Here is a 17,993-nt window from a genome sequence, read left to right on the forward strand (position 1 = left end):
CAGGAGTCATTGCAAAACGCGGTGGAGGCGCGCGACAGAGGCCATTGACGTGCCTGCCGTTGACGGCACGACCTGAGCAGGATCTCGGGATTGGCCAGCCGAGGATTCTACACGCCCGTGATTCGCTTGTGACCGCGCCCGGTCTCTTCCACGTGTCAAAGCGTATGGCTCAGCGTGACGTTGTCCGGCGCCGACGAGGCCAGCCGGGCTTCGATGCGGTGGCGAAGTTCCCGTCCCGCTTCGTCGAAGTGAACACCGATACCGGCGACACGACGGTTCGTTCCCTGCGGCGTGATCCAGACCACGTCGCCTTCGACGGCGGACCGCTCACTCTCGCCCGGCAGGGTGATCAGCAGATAGGCACGCTGACCGATCCCGTAGGTGTCACGGGTCGGGACGAACAGGCCGCCGTGGGTGAGCCACGGCAGATAAGCGCTTTGCAGCGTCTCGTCATCGCGAATCTTCAGCGACAGGGCTTTGGGCGCACTCATTGACTTCACCTCGGCCGCGTTTGCGGCAATCAGGATCTCAGCAGCGCGGACCAGCGAACGAGCCAGGCCTCCATGACGAGCTGCGGGTTGGGGTTGCCACCGGCTGCCAGCAGACGGCGCTGCTCGCGAGCATAGTCCAGCAGCCGGAACCAGTCGCGCACCCGAGCATTTTTCACCGCCTGACGGTAGAGCGGCAACAGGTCACTGTTGCGCACCCGCGCCGGGTCACCGGAGAGACCGAGACGAATCAAATCTTCGAGCCACGCGATGCCATACCAGAGCACACGATCCAGCGACTGGGCATCGAGTCTCGCCGCTTCACCGATGGGTTCGCCGCCCCGAACCAGCGAGTCGAAGAGTTCGCGCAGGTCCTGACGCAGTTGACGCGCCTCGCCGCTGGCGAGTTCCTCGGCCAGTAGCGGCAGCCCACCGGCAACGCGCAGCCAGAATCGCGCGTCTTCCACCCCGCCCAGCCGCTCGGCGAGCCAGGTTTCGGCGGCTTCGGCAGCCGGGATGCCGAGACTCCACTGCTGGCATCGCGAACGTATCGTCGGTAGCAGGCGCGATGGCACATCGGCGATCAGCACGAAAAGGGTTCGGCTCCCCGGCTCTTCCAGGCTCTTCAGCAGTGCGTTGGAAGCGGCGACGTTCATCGCCTCGGCGGGCTCGATGCGGATAACGCGGTGGCCTCCCTGCTGCGCGGTCTGGGAGACGAAACCGTTGACGCGCCGAATGGCATCGATACGAATCTGCCGCGACTTTTCGGTGAGCGACACGCTCTGGAGATCAGGATGATAGCCCGACAGCAGCATGCGACAGCTATGACACTCGCCGCAGGCCGTGGCATTCGGTGCACGACAGAGCGTGCGCGCGATCAACGCCTCCGCCAGTGGTTGCTTGCCGATCCCACGCGGGCCCGAAAGCAGCAGCGCGTGCGGAAGCTTGCCCCGGTCCTGAAGATCGATGAGCTGCTGCCAGCGTTCGTGCTGCCAGGGAAGCGGGGTCAGGACCATGCGGCGACTCGCTCGCGCAAGCAGTCACCGATCGCCTGCTGCACCGTCTCGAGATCGGGACGCGCATCGATCACCGCGAAGCGTTCGCTCCGAGCGGCGCGCTCGAGGTAGGCCTGACGCACCGACTCGAAGAACGTGCTTTGTTCCTGCTCGAAGCGATCCAGCGGCGCCCCGCGCCCGGATACACGCTCGGCGGCCAGCGCCACCGGCACGTCGAGCAGCAGGGTGAGATCCGGCTGCAACGACTGCTGGACCAGCTGCTCGAGGGTTTCGATCCGCTCCCGGGCCACACCGCGCCCCCCGCCCTGGTAGGCAAAAGTGGCGTCGGTGAACCGGTCACAGACGACCCAGGCGCCTCGCGCCAGCGCGGGCCGAATCTGCTCGGCGAGATGCTGGGCGCGGGCGGCAAAGACCAATAGCAGCTCGGCATCATCACACCATGGCGCGTCGCGGCTCGGATCCAGCAGAAGCTCGCGAATTGCCTCGGCGCCTGGCGTTCCACCGGGCTCGCGAGTCCGCACGACCTCCAGGCCTCTCGCCGACAGCCAGTCGCAGACGAAGCCGACATTGGTGGTTTTGCCAACCCCTTCGCCGCCCTCGAGGGTAATGAAGCGGCCGCAGCGTTGCGTCTGAGTCTCTGCACTCATGAGTTGTCGCCTCGTGGAGTCGTGAACCACCGGTCGCCCACCGGCCTGAAATGACGATGAATTCGCGGCCGTTCAATCACCATTGAGAATGTACCGCCTTACCGCTGCGTTGTGCGCCGCCAGCGTCGCCGAGAACTGATGGGAACCGTCACCCTTGGCAACGAAGTACAGCGAATCCCCGTCATTGGGGTGAACGGCAGCATTCAACGAGCCGGCACCGGGCATGGCGATCGGCGTGGGTGGCAATCCGGCGATGACGTAGGTGTTGTAGGCCGTCTGGCGTCGCAGATCGGCGCGGGTGATGTTGCCGACGTAGGCATCGCCCATCCCGTAGATCACGGTGGGATCGGTCTGCAGCCGCATGCCCTTTTCCAGCCGACGCGTGAAGACGCCGGCGATCTCGCTGCGCTCTTCGGGCACGCCGGTTTCTCGCTCGATCAGCGAGGCGAGAATCAGCGCCTGATAGGGCGAGTCGATGGGCAGGTCATCGTCGCGGTCCGCCCACACCGACGCCAGCGTCGATTGCATGCGGTCGAACGCCTGGCGAAGAATGTCGAGGTCACTGACACCCTTGTGGTAGCGATAGGTGTCGGGGAAAAACTGCCCCTCGGGATGCGTGTCTGCGTGATCCAGTGCCGCCATGATCTCCTCGTCACTGAGGTCAGACGTCTGGTGATCGAGCTTTTCGGCCTGATTCAGTCGCTGGCGCATCTGGCGAAACGTCCAGCCTTCCGGCACGGTCAGCCGATAGGTGACGACGTCATCGCTGGAGAGCTTGGACACCAGTTCGCGTCCACTCATGCCAGGCTCGAGCTCGAACTCGCCGGCACGCAGGCCGTTGACGGCGTCCGGCTCGACGCGCGCCAGCACGCGGTAGGGCCAGGCGGACTCAATGATGTCGCGCGCCTCGAGCGACTGAACGATCTGGCCGAACGCTGCACCGCGCGGTACCTCGAAAAGCGTGTCGGTGTCGATGGCGATCGGGCTTTCGAGCTGAGCGAGCCAGTAGCGATAGCCGCCGAAGGCAACGGCCGCGGCGAGCGCCAGGAGTAGCAACAGTATCTTGATGGCGCGCATGTCGCGTCCTTATCGGGCTTGAGTATCAGAAAAGGGAATTAGATGGGATGGCCAAGCAGCGAGGCCGCGAGCTGGCGCACATCGTCTTCAGACGGCAGCGTCCAGTGACGCAGGTGGCCGCCCTTTGCATCGAGCAACGTACGGATCGGCCAGGCTCCCTGAACGCTATTGAGCAGCCATGCGGCTTCGGCGTGCCGCAGCACATCCGGCTCAACGCGAACACGGCGTATCGGTAGCCGCGCCTCAAGCGCAACAAGCAGCGTGCCTTCCACGCCGCAGCGATCGAGCATCGGCGTCTCCAGACGGCCTTCACGACGCCAGATCAGATTCATCGCCGTGGCTTCCACCAGATTGCCGTCGCTGTCGCAGAGCACGCCCTCGGCAATCGCGTCGTCCTGCCATTCGCGGCGGGCCATCACGTTCTCGAGACGCGCCATGTGCTTGAGCCCGGCGAGGGCCGGCTGGATGCCCAGCTGCAGCCGGCAGAGACGCACGCTAACGCCGTTCTCGGCACGTTCGCGCGAGGGTGAGAAAGGTGTCGCACTCCAGCGCCACTGCATCTGGGCCGCTGCGGGCGGACGATACCCCCGCCCGCCGGCGCCACGCGTGACCACGACCTTGGCAACGACGAGACCGTCGCCGCACTCACCGAAAAGTGGCTCGAGGGCCTCGATGGCCGGCGGTGTAATGCCCAATCGGCGACAGCCATCGACCAGCCTTGCGTAGTGCTCAGCCCACAACTGGGGGCGGCCGTCCCGGACCAGGATCGTCTCGAACACCCCGTCACCGTAGGCGAGTCCGCGATCGTTGAGGGCCAGCGTCGCGTCACGCATGGGTCAAACCCGCGAAAAGATCAGCGAACCGTTGGTACCGCCGAACCCAAACGAATTGGAAAGCGCGGTGTGAATCGGCATCTGGCGCGCGGTGTGCGGCACATAGTCGAGTGTGCAGCCGTCGCTCGGATTGTCGAGATTGACCGTGGGCGGCGCCACCTGATCGCGAATGGCCAGGACGCAGAAGATCGCCTCGACCGCACCGGCTGCGCCCAGCAAATGGCCGATCATCGACTTGGTCGAACTCACGGCGACCTGACGCGCGGCTTCACCCATCACCCGCTCGATCGCTCGGCTCTCGGCGATATCGCCTGCCGAGGTCGAGGTGCCGTGGGCGTTGATGTACTGGATGCTCGCCGGGTCAATGCCGGCGTCGCGAACCGCGTTGTCCATCGCTGCCGCAGCGCCCTGACCATCTTCGGGCGGTGAGGTCATGTGGAAGGCGTCGTCGCTCATGCCGAAACCGGTCAGTTCGGCGTAGATCGTCGCACCACGCTGCTTGGCGTGCTCATACTCCTCGAGCACCATCACACCCGCGCCATCGGAGAGCACGAAACCGTCACGGTCGCGATCCCAGGGGCGACTTGCCGCCTGAGGGTCATCATTGCGCGTGGAGAGTGCTCGTGCGGCGGAAAATCCGCCGAGACCGAGCGGCGTAGTGGCCATCTCCGCCCCGCCGCAGAACATGACATCGGCATCACCGTAGGCGATGGTTCTCGCGCTGTAACCGATGTTGTGTGTTCCCGTCGTGCAGGCGGTCGTGATGGCGATGTTCGGGCCCTTGAATCCGTACTGAATCGCGAGACTGCCCGAAATCATGTTGATGATGGACCCCGGAACGAAAAACGGCGAAATGCGTCGCGGACCGCCCTTGTTGAGGGAGTCGTGGTTGCGCTCGATCATCGGTAGCCCCCCGATACCGGAGCCAATAGCGACGCCGATCCGGTGGGCGTTCTCCTCGGTACACTCGATACCTGAGTTGCGCATCGCCTGGGTGGCGGCGGCAACACCGTATTGAATGAAGAGATCCATCTTGCGAGCATCCTTGGGATTGAGATACTCGCCGATGTCGAAGTCTTTCACCGCGCCGCCGAAGCGCGTGTTGAACTCGGCCGTGTCGAAGTGCTCAATCGGCCCAATACCGCTCTTGCCGGCTAGCAGGCTGCTCCAACTCTCCTCGACCGTGTTCCCGACGGGGGTTACCAACCCCATCCCAGTCACGACTACTCTTCTACGCGGCATCGAATCCTCCGAGCTCCCTGACGGTCCTGTTCAATCGATCGTCTTCCCTGATACTAGGGCACTTGTTTGTCGCGGCGAATTTCAGGGAAGGCTCGCCGCTCGATTGGTGCGAATTATACCCGATCCGGCGCGCCACGGGGCCCCTCTCCGGGGGTTTGATTCACGCGCGACGATCAGCCGTCATCGCCACATTTCACCCACTCAAAAACGCAGAAAGCCGCTCTCGATAAGAGCGGCTTTCTGCACATCGACCAGCCAGCTGGTCCACCCTTAGGCCGAATGATTCAGCCTGGCAGGTGAAAACGCTTACTGATGCGCGACGATGTAGTCGATCGCTTCCTGAACGGTCGTGATCTTCTCTGCTTCTTCGTCGGGAATTTCGGTATCGAATTCCTCTTCGAGCGCCATCACCAGTTCGACGGTATCCAGCGAATCCGCGCCGAGGTCTTCAGTGAAGGAGGAAGAGTTCTGGATGTCTTCTTCCTTGACGTTCAGGCGTTCGGCAACAACCTTCTTAACGCGCTCTTCGATGGTGCTCATTATGTCGTTACTCCTAGTGTACGAATCCGCCAGCTAAAAAGCTGCGGGTAGTTTATAGACCACCCCCAAACGACGCAACCTGCGTCAGTTGGGGATTTACCGCATGTTCATACCGCCATTCACCTGAAGCGTTTCACCGGTAATGTAGCCCGCTGAATCGCTGGTGAGAAAGCCGATTGTCGCAGCGATCTCTTCGGGCTGACCGAGCCGCGCGAGAGGAATCTGGCCCAGCAGCGCTTCACGCTGCGCCTCGGGCAGCGACTGCGTCATGTCGGTATCGATGAAGCCAGGCGCGACGGCGTTGACGGTAATCGCCCTCGATGCCACTTCCCGGGCCAGCGCCCGAGTAAACCCCTCGAGCCCCGCCTTGGCAGCAGCGTAGTTCGCCTGCCCCAGATTGCCCATCATCGCAACGACCGAACTGACATTGACGATACGGCCGTAGCGTGCACGGGTCATTCCCTTGAGGCTCGCCTTGGAAACGCGATAGACCGACTTCAAATTGGTGTCGAGAACCGCATCCCACTCCTCCTCTTTCATACGCATAAGAAGGTTGTCCCGCGTGATGCCGGCATTATTCACGACAATGGTCGGAGCGCCAAAAGCTTCGGTGATTCGCTTGAATACCGCATCCACGCTTGCCGCATCAGTCACATCGAGTGCAAGCCCCATTCCCTGGATGTCATGGGCCTTGAGATCGTCATCGATCGCCTGGGCGCCGCCTTCACTGGTCGCGGTAGCCACCACGATACGGCCCTGCCGACCGAGCTCACGCGCGACGGCGCGGCCGATTCCGCGGCTAGCCCCGGTTACCAGTGCGACTCTGGGTTCGGTCATGATCGTCTCCTCAAGGTTCCTGTACATCCAGCGCTTCCCGCGAGAGCTCGAGCGCCGCGGTCAGCGTATCGGGATCGTTCACCGCCAGCCCCTTGGCCTGACGCTGAATGCGCTTGTTCAACCCGGTGAGCACCTTGCCGGGGCCGCACTCGACGAACACGCCGGCGCCGTCGGCGGCCATGGCGTTGACACAATCGGTCCAGCGAACCGGACGATAAAGCTGCTCGACGAGACCCTGGCGCAGCGCCGCGACGCTCTGGGGCACTTCGGCGTTGACGTTCTGGTAGACCGAATAGCGCGGCAGTCGAAACTCCACAGACTCCATCGCCGACTCCAATTGCTCGGCGGCAGGCCGCATGAGCTCGCAGTGCGACGGCACGGAGACCGGCAGCGGCATGGCGCGCTTGGCACCGGCCTCCTGGCACAGCACGATCGCACGATCGACGGCAGCCTGATGCCCGGCAATCACTACCTGACCCGGCGAATTGTAGTTCACCGCCGCCACGACGCCGTTCTCGGCAGCGTCACGGCAAGCTGCCTCGACCGCAGCATCGTCGAGCCCGAGCACAGCCGCCATGGCACCCACACCCTGAGGCACCGCAGCCTGCATCGCTTCGCCACGCAGGCGAACGAGACGCACACCTTCGGCGAAGCTCAACGCTCCGCTGCAGACCATGGCGCTGTATTCCCCGAGGCTGTGCCCAGCCATCATGTGGGGTCGCGGCCCCTCGAGCTCCTGCCAGACGCGCCAGATGGCGACGCTGGAGGTCAGCAAGGCAGGCTGCGTGCAGGCCGTCGCGTTGAGGGCCTCATCGGGACCTTCCTGCACGACGTGCCAGAGATCATAGCCAAGCGCTTCGGAAGCTTCGTCGAACGTGGTGCGAACCACGCTGTATCGTTCGGCCAGCTCGCGCAGCATTCCCACTTGCTGCGATCCCTGACCGGGAAAAATCAATGCCAGTGATTGCGTCATCGCGCTCACCCTTGAAGTGATGAATCGTCGGCTTTCGCGGCGTCACGAAACCCGCTATCCACTCGGCCGACAGCGTCGACCGACGAGACAGCAGACGTCTTGCCGGAGATCGCCCAGGCATGCCTCAAATGGTCGGGCAGGCCGACCTCGACCTCTCGCATGGCACGCTCGATGGCGAACGCAAATGATCGCTCACCGGCATTGCCGTGACTCTTCACCACAATATGGTTGAGACCGAGAAGGCTTGCGCCGTTATATCGCACCGGATCGAGCTGGCTCTTGAGTCGCTTGAGTGCAGGACGCGCCAACACACTCAACAGACGTGTGCGCCAGTGAGCCTCGAAAGTACTCTGCAGACGCTTCAGCAGCATCTTGGCCACACCCTCGCTCGCTTTGAGCACGGCATTGCCGACGAAGCCGTCGCAGACCACGACATCAGCATCACCGGAGAAGATCGTATCGCCCTCGCAGTACCCCACGTACTCAAACGTGCAGTCATCGCGGGCACGCAGGTCGGCGTCCGCCTCACGTACACGTGCGACGCCTTTCCCGGCTTCGACACCAATATTGAGCAGTGCGACCTTGGGGCGTTCGATGCCATCGACCGCACTCGCCATGAGCGCTCCCATATAGGCGAAGTCGACCAGGTGACGCGCATGCACATCGACGCTGGCGCCGAGATCGAGCAGATAACAGCGCCCGCCATCACGCGTTGGCACCGCCGTACTGATGGCAGGTCTCGAAACGCCCGGCACGCTGCCAAGTTCACGTCGCGCCAACGCCATCAGCGCGCCGGTGTTGCCGCAGCTGACGCCGGCCGCTACCCGCCCGTCCCGTACCGATTCGAGCATCGACAACATGCTGGTCGATGCCGGGTTCTCCAACGCCTCCATGGGGGGCGTCGACTGCAGAATCACGCGAGGCGAATCGACGAGCTGAACCCTCCGCACGAGCCTGTCGTCGGCATTTAGACTGTCCAACAAGGATTGCAGCTCAAGCCGGGGACCGAAAACCGTCGGCTCCAGACTGACATGACGCTCGAGGGCCAGAAGCAAACCCCCAACGGTCGAACGGGGACCGAAGTCCCCGCCCATGGCATCAATGGCGATGCGCATTATCGTCGCGCCAAAGTCGTTCGAAGACGCTTATACGTCGACGACCTTGCGGCCACGATAGTAGCCGTCCGGCGCCACGTGGTGACGACGATGCGTGGTGCCGGTTTCCGGATCCTTGGAAAGGGCCGGAGTGTTCAGCGCGTCGTGAGCGCGGCGCATGCCACGCTTGGAGCGGGATTTACGGTTCTGTTGAACGGCCATGGTGATGACTCCAACGTCGGTCGGTTAGTTAAAGTTTACCCTTGAGCGACTTAAGCGCATCGAAGGGATTGTCGGTGCGCGAGGAGCTCTCTTCTTCCGGGAGCTCTCCGCTACTCAGTTGCTCACGCGAGACTGCACACTCCGCCTCGTCGTGATAGACCACCTGGGGGAGGCTGAGGATCAACTCGTCCTCGATCGCCCCCAGCAGGTCCAGCTGTTCATCGCGAACCAGAACCGGCTCGTACTCGCTAGGCACTTCTGCCGCCGAGGCATCGCTACTGACGATGGCGAGCTGAAACTCGCTCGCGACCGCGACACTCATCGGCTCAAGGCATCGACGACACGGAATGCTGAGATTCGCTTCCAGCTCTCCATCGATCAGATGCCGGCGCTGCGCGTCCAGCGAGAACTGTAGCGTGACGATTGCATCTCCCTGCTGCTCCCCAACCTCGTCGGCCAGTCGCTTAAGCTCGTGAAGAGCCACCAGGCCCTCGAGGCGTTCATGATTCGCCGCGAGCCGATACGGCTCAACGGCTGAAGGAAGTCGTCTGGTCAACATAGGCGCGCCATAATAGGGATTACCCACTCTCGTGTCAAAGTTGCCGGCGGCGCATTCATTGTCTTCACAAACGCCGAAGCTGGCGCCCTGAATCGTTGATGGCCCACTCATTGGACGTGCTCGATTCCCCGGTTCGTGGCGGGATGCATCACTATAACAAATCCCCCTCGCCCATCGGTCAGTCTTGATCGACGCGGTATTGTCCTGGGTGACGACTTTCATGAGCCCGTGCAAGAACTCTCTGTCGCCATCAAGACTCATAATTGTCTGCCGTGATGACACAATACGCCTTTCCGACACGGCAGAAATCTTATCGAGCAGTTCGACTCTGCCCCTACTGACGACTGACAACGCATCAGGACATCACATGCCCCGCTTGGTACTCGCCTCCAGCTCGCGCTACCGCCGAGCGCTTCTCGACCGACTCGAACTCGACTACACCTGGACCGCCCCCGAGATCGACGAAACCCGTCGCCCGGACGAAGACGCGGTCACGCTGGCGCACCGCCTCGCGCTCTCCAAAGCGCAGGCCGTTGCCGAGAATTACCCTGAACATCTGATTATCGGATCCGACCAGCTGGCGCTGTTCGAGGGTGACGTTCTGGGCAAACCCGGCAACTTTGCCACCGCCTGCGCCAACCTCAAGCGGTTCTCGGGCCACCGAGTAACATTCATGACCGGGCTCGCACTGCTTGATACCGCAGCGGGCCGCCACCGCGTGGTGCACGAAACCTACGATGTCATCTTTCGCACCCTGAGCGATCATGAGATCGAGCGCTACGTCGCCCGGGATGAGCCGTATGACAGCTCGGGCAGCTTTCGCATGGAGGGACTGGGCATCGCCTTGTTCGAGCGCTTCGAAGGGCGCGACCCCAACACCTTGATCGGACTCCCCCTCATGCAGCTCTGCGACCTGCTTCGCGACGCGGGACTGGACCCGCTGGCTTAAGCCATCGCCCATTTCCCGTCGCCCATCGCCTCGGCTTCAGGGTAGCTGGTAGCGCAGCGGTGAGGGCGACGCCTGCAGTCCCAACCAATGAGCGGCAGCGCTGGTGAGTCGATCGGAAAAAATCGCCCAGGGATCAAGGGCGGGCGTGTACTCCTCGAGACTGATCTCTCCGAGGCGCTGACGAGAGAGCTGCTCGAGGTTGGCCGTCTCATCGACCAGACCTAGATCGACGGCCTGTTCGCCGGTCCAGACCAAACCGGAAAAAAGTCGCGGGTCGTCGCTGAGACTATCACCGCGACCGGTCTTGACCGCCTCGATGAACTGTTGATGCGTGGCGTTCAGCACCGACTGCCAGAAGGCCCGTTGATCCGGCGCAATCTCCGAAAACGGATCCAGAAAGGCCTTGTTCTCGCCCGCGGTAAAAACGCGCCGCTCGACACCCAGCTTGTCGATCGCCTCCTCGAGACCAAAACTTGCACTGATGACGCCGATCGACCCCACCAGACTCGAGGGCGACGCATAGATGCGATCGGCCGCCGACGCCATATAGTAGGCGCCACTGGCGCCGATATCCTCAATCACGGCAAGAATGGGCTTATCACCCTGTGTCTGTAGATAACGGATCTCTTCATAGACCCGCTGGGACTGCACCGGGCTACCGCCCGGGCTATTGATGCGCAGCACGACCGCCTCGGCTGCGTCGTCGTCCCAGGCACGATGCAACCCCTCGATGATGCGCTCGGCGCTGGCAGGCCCTCCCGCATCGATCGGCCCATCCACATCGACGATACCCAGGTGGCGCTGACTGTCCGTGACACCGGCCCCCTGCGCAAGAAACATGGCGTAGACGGTCAACGCCAGTCCGGCCAACAGGAGCGAGGCAAACAGCAGCCGAAAGAAGATCTTCCAGCGCCGCGACCGGCGCTGCTCGGCGAGCACGCCGCCAATCCAGCGATCCATCAGCCGAACCTGAGCGAGCTGGACGTCTGCAGGCGTCGCCGAATCTCCCCCCTGTTCGACATCATCGCGGGCGGGTTCGCGTTGCGCTTTCGTCGCCGCCCGGTCCACTTCAGGGCCCTGGGTCCAGGCATCATCCTTGCGTTCGTCGCTCATGCATTACTCTCCTGGGTTTCTTACCGCAGCGTGAGTCTCAACGATCGGCGCCCAGCAGCCAGTCGACAACGGCCCGAAAATCGTCAGCGACGAGAATCGGCTCGCTTCGCTCAAGCCGGTGGCGATCATGGACACCGTAGGTCACCGCGATGCGATCCATCCCGATGGCCCGCGCCATCTCCAGATCGTATTCGGTGTCGCCCACCATCACGGCGTCGGCGACAGCCACTCCCCAGGCATCGAGCAACTCTTCGAGCATCAGCGGGTGCGGCTTCGAACGAGTCAGGTCCGCCGTACGGCTGTCGACAAACCAGCGTGACGCCTCGGTATGGGCAAAAGTGCGATCCAGCCCTCGACGACTCTTCCCGGTCGCCACCACCATGTGACATCCACCCACACCGTGAAGCCGCTCCAGCCCCTCGGCAACGTGGTCGAAAAACGGTGCCGGCGACTGATCGGCGGCGCGAAACGCTTCGCCGTAAGCCTGCTGCAGCGCTTCCCTATCGCGGTCACCGGTGCCGGGATAGAGCCTCTCGATCGCTTCAGGCAAGCCCAGGCCGATGATGTCGCGAATCGCCTCAGCGGATGGCACAGCCCACCCGAACGCCCTGGCGGCTCGCTGCATGCAGGCGACGATGCGCGGCGCGGAGTCCATCAGCGTACCGTCCCAGTCGAACACCAACAGACGATAGCGACAGCCTGTCCAGACGGGGCCAGCGCTGTCAGGTTCCGCGTCAGCCACGACGCGCACGCTCCAGCACCTTTTCTAAGCCCGGCTCCAGTGCGGCACGCGCCTGCACGGTGCGGCCGCTCTTGGGATCGGGAAACGCCAGCGTTGCGGCATGCAGAAACAGCCGATCGAGACCCAGCGAGCGCGCCAGGCGAAAGCTCTCGGGGCTGCCGTATTTGTCATCCCCCAGGAGCGTATGTCCAGCATGCGCCGCATGAACGCGAATCTGGTGCGTTCTGCCCGTCACCGGCTCGGCCTCCACCAGCGTCACCTTCGGGAAGGTCTCCCGCACCCCGAACCGGGTGCGCGACACCTTGCCTTTGTCATCCACCCGAACGCGACGCTCACCGTTACCTGCCTCGTAGCGCTCGAGACGCGCACTGACGTAGTCGCGCCTGGCAGGCCAGCGTCCCTCGACCAGAGCCAGATACCCTTTCTCCATACGCCGCTCCCGCATGGCATTGTTCAACGACAGCAGCGACTCACGATTTTTCGCCAGCAGCAGACACCCAGAAGTGTCGCGATCGAGCCGATGGACCAGCTCGAGAAAATCGAGATCCTCACGAACCTGGCGAAGCGCCTCGATCAGCCCGATCTTCACGCCGCTACCACCGTGGACCGCGAGACCCGACGGCTTATTGATCACCAGCCAGTCCGGCCCCTCGACAAGCACACTCCCGGCGAGAAGATTACGCAGACTTTCGCTTGCCTCCTTGACTGCACTCTCGGGTGTGAGACGCAGGGGCGGCACGCGAACCACATCACCGGCCTGAACCCGGTAGTCCGCCTTGATGCGTTTTTTATTGACCCGCACTTCACCCTTGCGAACGATGCGGTAGATCAGCGTCTTGGGTGCCCCCTTGAGCCGGGTACGCAGAAAATTGTCGATCCGCTGGCCCTGCTGGGACTCGCTGACCTCGATAAATTGAACTTCCTGGCCTTCGGCCATGCACGACTCCCTTGACGACACCTCGATGCGACGCCACAGCGCCGCCGGCGCCATTCTAACCCAGGGACACTCCGTGCCGTTACCGCCTCGGGCAACGCCGGCTTGATCTCCCCGCCCGAGCGCCCCTATCGGGCCGCGCCGGCTCAATTGCTGCTCCAATAGCATTACTGTTATATTGCGACCTCGCTCGATGGGCTTTAAGTCCATTCATGCGCCGGCGCTTGGATATGCCGGCCGGAGCGAAAAAATGTCTCGATCGTTCAGCGCCGCCCAAAGTGGCCGCGTTGAAAGGATCAAAGCACGTTTGGAACGCCAACCCCGATCTCCCGCGACTCGACGGCATGGGCCGAGGGGGCTGATCAGGGAAACCCACAAGTACCGGTGGAAGGCGTCGCCGAACCGAACAATGCCAAGTGACATAGACGGCAGCCAGCGAAACCGGATGCGCTCGATCGCGCACCGCAACATGTTTCGCCACCGTTTCGTTCTCACTCATGTTCGTGCAGCACTCGACAAGCAGGTCGTGACAGTAAAGATGTAACCGTGATGGGCGGGTGTGCCAACGGGCTCGACGCACGTCGATTAGAACCGCATCGCAGGCTCAGCCAGTCGATCCGCGGTTCCCGGACATCCTTATCGCGTCCCCACGCGAGCCCTTGTGATCCTCGACGCCCGACCGAATCTGGGCGCACATCGCACTGACTCCTCCTGCCGGGTCGCTTCACTAACGTGCACGAGCACAGCACGACCGCTTGCGGTTCGTCGTCGCCGATTGCGGCTTGCCTTCCACCGGCACGCTCAATTAGCGAGACCCTATGAAAAGAATGCTCATCAACGCGACCCAGCCGGAAGAGCTGCGCGTTGCACTCGTCGATGGACAACGCCTCTACGACCTGGACATCGAGTCCGGCGCCCGAGAGCAGAAAAAAGCCAATATTTACCGCGGCCGAATCACCCGGCTCGAGCCCAGTCTCGAGGCGGCTTTTGTCGATTTTGGTGCTGACCGCCACGGGTTTCTCCCGCTCAAGGAGATCTCCCGCGAGTACTTCTCCAAAGAGCCCTCGGGTCGCCCCAACATCAAGGAAGTGCTGAAGGAGGGCCAGGAGGTCATCGTTCAGGTCGACAAGGAAGAGCGCGGCAATAAAGGCGCGGCGCTGACGACCTTTATCAGCCTGGCCGGGCGCTTTCTGGTCCTGATGCCCAACAACCCCCGTGCCGGCGGCATTTCGCGACGCATCGAGGGTGAAGAACGTACCCAGCTCAAAGACGCGATGAACCAGCTGACGCTCCCGGACAAGATGGGCGTCATCGTCCGGACCGCCGGCATCGGCCGCTCGTCGGAAGAGCTGCAGTGGGATCTGGACTACCTCGTCCAGGTGTGGGAAGCGATCACCACCGAAGCGGTCAAGCGCCCTGCCCCTTTCCTGATCTATCGCGAATCCAACGTCATCATTCGCGCGATGCGCGACTACCTGCGCCAGGACATCGGTGAGGTACTGATCGACAGCGAGAGCGTCCACGAAGAAGCGCTCGCGTTCATTCGCCAGGTGATGCCGTCGTATCAGCAGAAGATCAAGCTCTACACCGACGATGTCCCGCTGTTTTCGCGTTTTCAAATCGAATCGCAGATCGAAACCGCCTATCAGCGCGAGGTCAAACTCCCTTCCGGCGGCTCGGTAGTCATCGACCATACCGAGGCCCTGGTCTCCATCGACATCAACTCCGCGCGCGCCACCCGCGGTGCCGACATCGAAGAGACTGCGCTGCAGACCAACGTCGAAGCCGCCGACGAGATCGCGCGCCAGCTTCGCCTGCGGGACATCGGCGGCCTGGTGGTGATCGATTTCATCGACATGTCTCCAGCGCGCAACCAGCGCGAGGTCGAAAACCGTGTGCGCGATGCGCTCAAGCTCGACCGCGCGCGCGTGCAGATCGGCCGTATCTCCCGTTTCGGCCTGATGGAAATGTCGCGCCAGCGCCTGCGCCCATCGCTCGGCGAAACCAGCGGCGTGGTCTGCCCGCGCTGCGACGGACAGGGCACCATCCGTGACGTTCGATCGATGGCACTCTCCATTCTGCGACTGATCGAAGAAGAGGCGATGAAAGAGCGCAGTGCGCAGATTCGCGCCATCTTGCCGGTACCGGTGGCGACCTACCTGCTCAACGAAAAGCGCAACGTGCTCTCCGAGGTTGAGCGGCGACAGGATGTGCGCGTCGTGCTGCTGCCGAATCCCGAGCTCGATACGCCGCACTACGACGTTCAGCGCTTCCGCGACGACCATGTCTCCGAAGACGGTGAGGAACAGAAGTCGAGCTACGAGCTTTCCCTCGAGAGCGAAGCCTTCAAGGAGCCGGAAACGACCCTCGCCAAGCCGATCCAGCGGACGCAGGCGGCGGTCCAGAGCGTCGCGCACACGGCACCGGCACCGGATTCACTGCGCAAGGAAGCCGAGGCCCTCGAGAGCGCGCCGGAGGCACCCGCCAAGGCGCCGAGCCAGCCGACCCAGCAGGCAACCGAGACCCAGACGCCTTCGCAAGCGCAGACGAATGGCGCCAATGGTGGGCTGATTCAGCTCTTCCGCGGCTTGTTCGGCCGCCGCCGGCCCGAAGAAGAGCCGACGCCATCGGCCGAGCCGGCTTCCAAGGAGCGCAACACCAGCGCCCAGCGCGAGAGCGAGGCATCGGTGAACGGCCATCAGGGCGGTGACGGCGCATCGCGCCAGAATCGCGGCGACGGCAACCCGCGGCGTGGCAACAACAGCGCCCGCCAGGGCAACAGCGGCAACCGTCAGAGCAATGGCAGCAATCGTCAGGGCGAGAACGACAACCGCCAGAGCGAGAATGGTCGTCAAAGTGAAAACGGTGACCGCCAGAACGACGGTGGCGGCCGCCAAAACGGCAATCGCCGCCGGCGCTCGCAGGATAATCGCCAAGGCGGCGAGAACCGTAACAGCGGAGACGGCCGTCAAGGCGGTGGGCGCCAGAAAGGCGATAGCCGACAGGATTCGGACGACCGTCAGGGCGGTGGAAAGCGCTCGGAAAGCAACGCCTCGCCGAAGAGCGATAACCGTCAAGACTCGCGTGGCCCCAAGTCCGACAAACCCAGCGCCGGTAGCAAAGGTGATGCCACCAAGGGCGGCACCACTAAGGGCGAAAGCAACAAAGGCGATGGCAACAAGGGCGACAGTCATAAAGGGGATCGCAAGCCCCAGGCCAAAGCCAGTTCCGAGGTCACCAGCGAAGACGCCGCCGTCGCACCGAGCGCCGTGGACACGACGCCGAAGCGCACCCGCAACAATCCGCGCAAGCGGTCGCGCCAGCACGCGCTGAACCCGGCTGCGGTCGAGCAGCAGCAGCGGCTCGAGGCAGAAGCGGCGCAGGCTCCGGAAGCGAGCGCGTCCACCGAAGAGCCGTCGCAGAACGTGCCATCGACCCCAGAGACCGCGGATGCCAGCCACGCCCAGGCAGCGGAATCCCCCGTCTCGGAAGCGGCTCAGGACCCGACGGCGAACGCGCCAGAAGCGACATCTTCGACTGACGTCGACTCGACCGCCGACAAGACGGCACCGGCCGAGAACGGCCCGAAACCCAAGCCCAAGCGAAGCGCTAAGCCGACGCGATCGACTGCAACGGCCGACACTGCTCAAGCGTCGACCCGCACCGAGCAGGAAGTGAGCAGCACGCCCCGCGACGAGGTGCGTAACGCCTCCCCGGCGGACGCCGGTCAGGCCGAAACGCAGCCGGAGGTCGCCGCAAGCGAAGGCGATTCGCCGACGCAATCGGCCGCAGCCGTCGACACGGCGAACATCGACGCGGACAAGGCGGCAGCGGTACCGTCGCCGATCGCCGCGACCGACGAGCCGAAGGCTGAGCCGGCATCGACAGATGCGGCTGAAGAAGCGTCCTCGACCCATGGCACGCCGAGTCAGTCTAGCACTGGCCCTGCGCAGTCAGCGCCGGTAGCCGAGAAAGCCGGCAAGCCGAATGCGACCGATGGCAGCGAGACAGCCAGCGAGCGCCAATCGCAGGCGACGGATAAACCGTCGGTGGAAGACGCAAGTCAGGACGGCAAGACGACTCAGCATGACGTGACGGCTGCAGCGTCCAAGCCTGAGGCGGTGGAAACCGTGGCTGATACGCCTAGCGCTGCCGACGCCCCGTCGGAGCAAGGCCACGCCAAGTCCGAGTCGAGCGAGAACCGCGCTGCGGTAACGCCATCCGCGGCCGACGCCTCAGCGCCCAAGGCTGCAGACGCCGCCGCATCCGACAAGGCTGCAGACGCCGCCGCATCCGACAAGGCTGCAGACGCCGCCGCATCCGACAAGGTTGCAACGCCGACGCCTTCCAGCGCGGCAGACAGCGCGACCCCGTCGAGTGAGCCGACGACGGCTGAGAGCGACGTCACGCCGGTGACCGCTGACACGTCATCGAACGGTGACCCGCTGGCCGAACCGACGTCACCGGCGAGTGGCGAAATCTCCACTGCCGAGTCACCCGTGTCAGCGGCCGAGCCGAGTGACAAGGTGGCGCCGACAGCCGAAGCGATCGAGTCCACGACCGCCAAAGCGCCGGCGGCGAGCGAGAACGCCGGCACGGCCGCTGAGGATCGCACCAAGCCGGAAGAACGGCCGGCACCGCGACGTCGCGCGCACAATGACCCGCGCGAGAAGCGTCGCCGCGAGCGCAGCGGTGACGGTAGCTGATGCCTTAAAGGCAAAGCCGCC

17 protein-coding genes are annotated in these 17,993 nt (G+C 63.5%); 2 read left to right on the top strand and 15 right to left on the bottom strand.

Annotated elements, in window-relative coordinates:
- Positions 1–155: 155 nt before the first annotated feature.
- From DOM41_RS14040 to DOM41_RS14095, 12 genes are all read right to left on the bottom strand, one after another.
- Positions 156–491 (bottom strand): PilZ domain-containing protein, encoded by a 336-nt coding sequence (locus DOM41_RS14040; protein ID WP_110687468.1) that lies wholly within the window; start codon positions 489–491, stop codon positions 156–158.
- A 29-nt stretch (positions 492–520) separates the two neighbouring features.
- Complete coding sequence (locus tag DOM41_RS14045; RefSeq protein ID WP_110687469.1) at positions 521–1,504, bottom strand: DNA polymerase III subunit delta'; 984 nt, start codon at positions 1,502–1,504, stop codon at positions 521–523.
- On the bottom strand, positions 1,495–2,151 hold the full coding sequence (gene tmk / locus DOM41_RS14050; RefSeq protein WP_110687470.1) for a dTMP kinase: 657 nt from the start codon (positions 2,149–2,151) through the stop codon (positions 1,495–1,497). The genes DOM41_RS14045 and tmk overlap by 10 nt, the downstream gene beginning before the upstream one ends.
- A gap of 72 nt (positions 2,152–2,223) precedes the next feature.
- Entirely contained in the window at positions 2,224–3,228 is a 1,005-nt protein-coding gene (gene mltG / locus DOM41_RS14055) for an endolytic transglycosylase MltG (protein ID WP_110687471.1), read from the bottom strand.
- A gap of 38 nt (positions 3,229–3,266) precedes the next feature.
- A complete protein-coding gene (gene pabC, locus DOM41_RS14060) occupies positions 3,267–4,061 on the bottom strand; it encodes an aminodeoxychorismate lyase (protein ID WP_110687472.1) in 795 nt (264 codons plus the stop codon).
- 3 nt (positions 4,062–4,064) lie between these two features.
- Entirely contained in the window at positions 4,065–5,303 is a 1,239-nt protein-coding gene (fabF, locus tag DOM41_RS14065; RefSeq protein WP_110687473.1) for a beta-ketoacyl-ACP synthase II, read from the bottom strand.
- Between the two features lie 306 nt (positions 5,304–5,609).
- Positions 5,610–5,843: an acyl carrier protein gene (acpP, locus tag DOM41_RS14070; protein WP_071233058.1), complete on the bottom strand. Its 234-nt coding sequence runs from the start codon at positions 5,841–5,843 to the stop codon at positions 5,610–5,612.
- Positions 5,844–5,939: 96 nt separating this feature from the next.
- Entirely contained in the window at positions 5,940–6,683 is a 744-nt protein-coding gene (gene fabG / locus DOM41_RS14075) for a 3-oxoacyl-ACP reductase FabG (protein WP_110687656.1), read from the bottom strand.
- Between the two features lie 7 nt (positions 6,684–6,690).
- Positions 6,691–7,653: an ACP S-malonyltransferase gene (gene fabD / locus DOM41_RS14080; RefSeq protein WP_110687474.1), complete on the bottom strand. Its 963-nt coding sequence runs from the start codon at positions 7,651–7,653 to the stop codon at positions 6,691–6,693.
- A 5-nt stretch (positions 7,654–7,658) separates the two neighbouring features.
- Complete coding sequence (gene plsX / locus DOM41_RS14085; protein ID WP_110687475.1) at positions 7,659–8,768, bottom strand: phosphate acyltransferase PlsX; 1,110 nt, start codon at positions 8,766–8,768, stop codon at positions 7,659–7,661.
- Positions 8,769–8,798: 30 nt separating this feature from the next.
- The gene (rpmF, locus tag DOM41_RS14090) at positions 8,799–8,969 is read right to left on the bottom strand and encodes a 50S ribosomal protein L32 (RefSeq protein ID WP_110687476.1); all 171 of its coding nucleotides are present in this window, start codon (positions 8,967–8,969) and stop codon (positions 8,799–8,801) included.
- Between the two features lie 28 nt (positions 8,970–8,997).
- Positions 8,998–9,528: a YceD family protein gene (locus tag DOM41_RS14095; protein WP_110687477.1), complete on the bottom strand. Its 531-nt coding sequence runs from the start codon at positions 9,526–9,528 to the stop codon at positions 8,998–9,000.
- Positions 9,529–9,895: 367 nt separating this feature from the next.
- Between DOM41_RS14095 and DOM41_RS14100 the strand changes: the two genes are divergently transcribed.
- Positions 9,896–10,477, top strand: coding sequence for a Maf family protein (locus DOM41_RS14100; RefSeq protein WP_110687478.1), 582 nt, complete (start codon positions 9,896–9,898; stop codon positions 10,475–10,477).
- Between the two features lie 36 nt (positions 10,478–10,513).
- On the opposite strand, the gene sppA is transcribed toward DOM41_RS14100, so the two are convergent.
- The 3 genes from sppA to DOM41_RS14115 are packed head-to-tail and all read right to left on the bottom strand — an operon-like array spanning position 10,514 to position 13,269.
- Positions 10,514–11,590, bottom strand: coding sequence for a signal peptide peptidase SppA (gene sppA / locus DOM41_RS14105; protein WP_110687479.1), 1,077 nt, complete (start codon positions 11,588–11,590; stop codon positions 10,514–10,516).
- A 37-nt stretch (positions 11,591–11,627) separates the two neighbouring features.
- A complete protein-coding gene (locus DOM41_RS14110; RefSeq protein ID WP_280951229.1) occupies positions 11,628–12,332 on the bottom strand; it encodes an HAD family hydrolase in 705 nt (234 codons plus the stop codon).
- Positions 12,325–13,269 (bottom strand): RluA family pseudouridine synthase, encoded by a 945-nt coding sequence (locus tag DOM41_RS14115; RefSeq protein WP_110687480.1) that lies wholly within the window; start codon positions 13,267–13,269, stop codon positions 12,325–12,327. The genes DOM41_RS14110 and DOM41_RS14115 overlap by 8 nt, the downstream gene beginning before the upstream one ends.
- A gap of 815 nt (positions 13,270–14,084) precedes the next feature.
- On the opposite strand from DOM41_RS14115, the gene rne reads away from it, so the two are divergent.
- Positions 14,085–17,972, top strand: coding sequence for a ribonuclease E (rne, locus tag DOM41_RS14120; protein WP_188112406.1), 3,888 nt, complete (start codon positions 14,085–14,087; stop codon positions 17,970–17,972).
- Positions 17,973–17,993: the final 21 nt, after the last annotated feature.

This window comes from Salinicola aestuarinus (assembly GCF_003206645.1).
GTDB lineage: Bacteria > Pseudomonadota > Gammaproteobacteria > Pseudomonadales > Halomonadaceae > Salinicola > Salinicola aestuarinus.

Bases quoted from the DNA above. Each gene is read 5' to 3' on its own strand.
- DOM41_RS14040 (WP_110687468.1), bottom strand. From the start codon at position 491: ATGAGTGCGCCCAAAGCCCTGTCGCTGAAGATTCGCGATGACGAGACG.
- DOM41_RS14045 (WP_110687469.1), bottom strand. From the start codon at position 1,504: ATGGTCCTGACCCCGCTTCCCTGGCAGCACGAACGCTGGCAGCAGCTC.
- tmk (WP_110687470.1), bottom strand. From the start codon at position 2,151: ATGAGTGCAGAGACTCAGACGCAACGCTGCGGCCGCTTCATTACCCTC.
- mltG (WP_110687471.1), bottom strand. From the start codon at position 3,228: ATGCGCGCCATCAAGATACTGTTGCTACTCCTGGCGCTCGCCGCGGCC.
- pabC (WP_110687472.1), bottom strand. From the start codon at position 4,061: ATGCGTGACGCGACGCTGGCCCTCAACGATCGCGGACTCGCCTACGGT.
- fabF (WP_110687473.1), bottom strand. From the start codon at position 5,303: ATGCCGCGTAGAAGAGTAGTCGTGACTGGGATGGGGTTGGTAACCCCC.
- acpP (WP_071233058.1), bottom strand. From the start codon at position 5,843: ATGAGCACCATCGAAGAGCGCGTTAAGAAGGTTGTTGCCGAACGCCTG.
- fabD (WP_110687474.1), bottom strand. From the start codon at position 7,653: ATGACGCAATCACTGGCATTGATTTTTCCCGGTCAGGGATCGCAGCAA.
- plsX (WP_110687475.1), bottom strand. From the start codon at position 8,768: ATGCGCATCGCCATTGATGCCATGGGCGGGGACTTCGGTCCCCGTTCG.
- rpmF (WP_110687476.1), bottom strand. From the start codon at position 8,969: ATGGCCGTTCAACAGAACCGTAAATCCCGCTCCAAGCGTGGCATGCGC.
- DOM41_RS14095 (WP_110687477.1), bottom strand. From the start codon at position 9,528: ATGTTGACCAGACGACTTCCTTCAGCCGTTGAGCCGTATCGGCTCGCG.
- DOM41_RS14100 (WP_110687478.1), top strand. From the start codon at position 9,896: ATGCCCCGCTTGGTACTCGCCTCCAGCTCGCGCTACCGCCGAGCGCTT.
- sppA (WP_110687479.1), bottom strand. From the start codon at position 11,590: ATGAGCGACGAACGCAAGGATGATGCCTGGACCCAGGGCCCTGAAGTG.
- DOM41_RS14115 (WP_110687480.1), bottom strand. From the start codon at position 13,269: ATGGCCGAAGGCCAGGAAGTTCAATTTATCGAGGTCAGCGAGTCCCAG.
- rne (WP_188112406.1), top strand. From the start codon at position 14,085: ATGAAAAGAATGCTCATCAACGCGACCCAGCCGGAAGAGCTGCGCGTT.